At 41.8% G+C, this 3,516-nt stretch carries 4 protein-coding genes; 2 read left to right on the plus strand and 2 right to left on the minus strand.

Annotation, left to right across the window (positions count from 1 at the left end; genetic code table 11):
- Positions 1 to 163 precede the first annotated feature (163 nt).
- Together AAEU30_RS21405 and AAEU30_RS21410 are read right to left on the minus strand one after the other, a co-directional pair.
- Positions 164 to 790: a trimeric intracellular cation channel family protein gene (locus tag AAEU30_RS21405; protein WP_421962286.1), complete on the minus strand. Its 627-nt coding sequence runs from the start codon at positions 788 to 790 to the stop codon at positions 164 to 166.
- A 117-nt stretch (positions 791 to 907) separates the two neighbouring features.
- The gene (locus AAEU30_RS21410; protein ID WP_421962287.1) at positions 908 to 2,197 is read right to left on the minus strand and encodes an amidohydrolase; all 1,290 of its coding nucleotides are present in this window, start codon (positions 2,195 to 2,197) and stop codon (positions 908 to 910) included.
- Between the two features lie 48 nt (positions 2,198 to 2,245).
- On the opposite strand from AAEU30_RS21410, the gene AAEU30_RS21415 reads away from it, so the two are divergent.
- Both AAEU30_RS21415 and AAEU30_RS21420 read left to right on the plus strand, forming a co-directional pair.
- On the plus strand, positions 2,246 to 2,926 hold the full coding sequence (locus AAEU30_RS21415) for a Crp/Fnr family transcriptional regulator (RefSeq protein WP_421962288.1): 681 nt from the start codon (positions 2,246 to 2,248) through the stop codon (positions 2,924 to 2,926).
- A gap of 65 nt (positions 2,927 to 2,991) precedes the next feature.
- Positions 2,992 to 3,423 carry a hypothetical protein gene (locus AAEU30_RS21420; RefSeq protein WP_421962289.1) on the plus strand — a complete coding sequence of 144 codons (432 nt, stop codon included), beginning with the start codon at positions 2,992 to 2,994 and terminating at the stop codon, positions 3,421 to 3,423.
- The last annotated feature ends 93 nt before the right edge of the window (positions 3,424 to 3,516 follow it).

The raw sequence follows: 3,516 nt of genomic DNA on the forward strand, positions 1-3,516 counted from the left end.
TATTGGTGCGAATACATTTTAGGGCGAGGTAGCTCCTCAATAAAGCCCGTATATAAGCGCGCATCTATACTTGTTTTAAAGATAGTTTTTGTTGATTTACTTAGGGAGTCCATATAAGAACCTAGAACCTAGAACCTAGAACCTAGAACCTAGAACCTAGAACCTATTTTCTCACTGTTCTTTTTCTAAATATATTAGGTTGCCAGCCCCAATGTAGGGCGCTGAGCCTTAAAAATACGGTGACAAAGAGCGAACCAATAATACACCACATGTAGTTTACTTCGAGTAAAAACAGTGCCGCATAGGTAAGGCCACCACAAAAGCAGGTGGTGGAGTATAGCTCGTCGCGCATAACAAGTGGCACTTCACGACATATAACATCACGCATTAAACCGCCAAATATACCTGTGGTCATGCCCATGGTGATGGCGACTATCATAGTGGTGCCTTCTATTAGGGCTTTTTCAATGCCGACTATATTGAATATGGCCATACCAATAGCATCAACCAGTAGCATATAATAGTTTGAGACATCGGGGAGGTAGCGAATAAACATCACGGCAACAAATATCGAGCCATAGGTGGCATATAAATAGTTTGGCTCTGCAATCCAAAATACGGGTTGATTTAGCAGTACATCTCGTAACGTTCCGCCACCGAGCGCGGTAACGGTGCCGACAACGACTACCCCAAAGCCACCAATGTCTTTATCGTGCCCAAGTAACGCGCCAGAAATAGCAAAAAAGGCGACGCCTATTAAACTTAGAAAATTAAAATATTCTGCTGTCACTTGGTATCCTTCCCTCGTTTTGTATTCGCGAAAAAGCTTAGCTTATGGAGTATTTATTTATGCTGAATAGCAGTAGTCGTATTTCACAAAGCTACTGCTATGGCATTAAAGTAATAGTTACTGTAGGTAATCAACAACTAACTGAGTCATAGAATCGATTCCTAGCTGCAGTGCTTTTTCGTCGGCAAAAAACTGTGGCGAATGATTACTCGGTGCTGTTTTTGCGTCTTGACCTTGTGGTGTTACGCCTAAAAAGTAAAATAAACCAGGTACTTCAAGAGCGTAGTAGCTAAAATCTTCTGCGCCAGTGATTAAGTCAGTAGTGATTATGTTGTCAGCTCCAGCCACCTTAGCGAGTGTTGGGGCCATTTTTTGAGTTAATGCAATGTCGTTTACAGTAACAGGGTAGCCGTGATCAATATGCACATCAGCTTTGGCTCCCCCTGACTGTGCAACCATTTCGGCTGTTTTAACTAATCTCTCTTTTATGTCGGCTCGCATTGTTTGGTCAAAGGTGCGTATTGTGCCAATGAGCTCTACGCTATCAGGAATAATATTAGAGCGAACACCGCCATTAATTGCGCCAAAAGAGATTACTGAAGGGGCTTTAGTTACATCAACTTGGCGTGATGAAATGGTTTGCGTGGCCATGATGATTTGTGATGAAGCAACTATTGGGTCTACACCGTTCCAAGGGCGTGAACCATGCGTTTGGCGCCCTTGAACGTTAATAGTGAATGAATCTTCACTGGCCATTAATGGCCCTTCACGAAAACCAATTTGGCCTGTATTTAACGAGCTGGTCACATGTAACCCAAATACAGCATCAGGTTTTTGTGTAAATAGACCTTCTTTGAGCATCAACTCTGCGCCGCCTTCTTCACCTTCTGGCGCACCCTCTTCGGCAGGTTGAAATACAAAGAGCACCTCGCCCGCTAATTCATCTTTAATTTTGACTAAAGACTCGGCTACAGCCATGAGTATTGCAACGTGGTTATCATGGCCACAGGCATGCATTACGCCCACTTCGTTACCACGATAGGTTGATGTTTGTGTTGAGGCAAAAGGTAAATCGACTTGCTCAGTAACAGGTAAGGCATCCATATCAGCACGCAGTGCAACAAGCGGCCCTTTTTTGCCACCTTTTAACTTGGCTACGACACCTGTGTGGGCAATACCTGTTTGTACTTCAAGTCCAAGGGATTTTAAATGCTTTGTAACATATTTAGCGGTTTCAAATTCACGGTTACTGAGCTCTGGGTGCTGGTGCAAATGTCGACGCCAAGTAATCACTTTTTCACTTACGCTGGTATTTGCTTTTTTAAGTTCTTTATTGATGTCACTGGCAAAACAGGGCGTTGCTAGAGTGCCTAGTATTAGGCTGCTATAAATAACTTTGTGTAACATGCTGATCCCTTTTATTATTAGTGTATTAATATCAATGTAGAGTAAACCATGCTCAATGAACAGGACCGTGCGATAATTAACCAAGGAAATTGGTTTAACAATTGTAGTAACCACTTGCAGCATGATTTAATTTGTCACGCGAAAGTGGTGGAATTAAATGCCGGAGAATCTTTATTTTTACGCGGTGATAATAACTGCGGTGTATATTGTGTTATCAGTGGTGTAGCTAGGGTTAGCGGGGGGAACGCTCAGGGCAAAGAAGCGGTTTTAAGTTTTATTCCTCAAGCAGTGTGGTTTGGTGAAGTCGCATTGTTTGATGGTGGTAGCCGTACTCATGACGTATATGCGCAAACAACACTTAGGCTTGTGCATGTGAGTGAGCGCGCATTAAGCAAGTTGTTGACTGAGCATCCGGCGTATTGGCGGGATTTTGGCGTTTTATTGTCGCAAAAAGTACGATTGTTATTTTCGTCTTTGGAAGATCAAGCACTGTTATCGGCGCGTCAAAAGGTTTGTAAGTGTTTGTTAATGTTAACAGCATTCGATTCTAACAGTTCGAGTATTTACTTATCGCAGCAACAGTTGGCAGATATTACATATTTAACACGGCAAACAATTAATCAGCTCCTTCAAGCTTTGAGTAAGCAAGGTAAGATTGCTTTGCATTATCAACGTATTGATATCTTAGACAAGCCCGCACTAGAAAGTTGTTTGAATCTGCCCCTATAAAGGAAACTTGGCGTCATAATTGCTTTGTTTTGGCATACAGCCAAATAAAGCAGGACGCTTAAGTTATGTCATCAATTACGTTTAACAACCAATATCGCTTAGAGCCATACAGTGCGCCTTCTACAGATAAAGTTAGTTTGCCCGTGAAGAGCGTTGACAAAATAGAAGATGTGGCAAAATCTAGCCAGCAAGATTTTGCAACTCAGTTAAAACAGCCAACTCATGATAAAAACTTTTTAGAAGAAGCTAAAGAAGCCCTTGTTTATCAACGCTTAGGTGTAGATAAAGAAAAAATAGATGAAATAAAGGCCCAAATTGAAGAACTAGCAGAGCAAATGCAACAACAAGGTGCTGATATTGAGACGTTACAAGCAAAAATGCAAGAGCTGCAAAGTATGCTTGAGCAAGAGTATCAAAAGGGACGAGAGCGACTAGAGCAAAAACCTGAACATGAAAAAGGTAAAATTGAGGACGTTCAAAATTCTGTGTCAGCTTAAATTCTTAAATATCGAGTACGCTGTCTAAGCGTCCTTCAAAATAAATGGCCAACTGAGATAAACACAAGCTCCAATTGTGGATTGGCATGGTCC

The organism is Pseudoalteromonas mucoides (genome assembly GCF_049257175.1).
GTDB lineage: Bacteria > Pseudomonadota > Gammaproteobacteria > Enterobacterales > Alteromonadaceae > Pseudoalteromonas.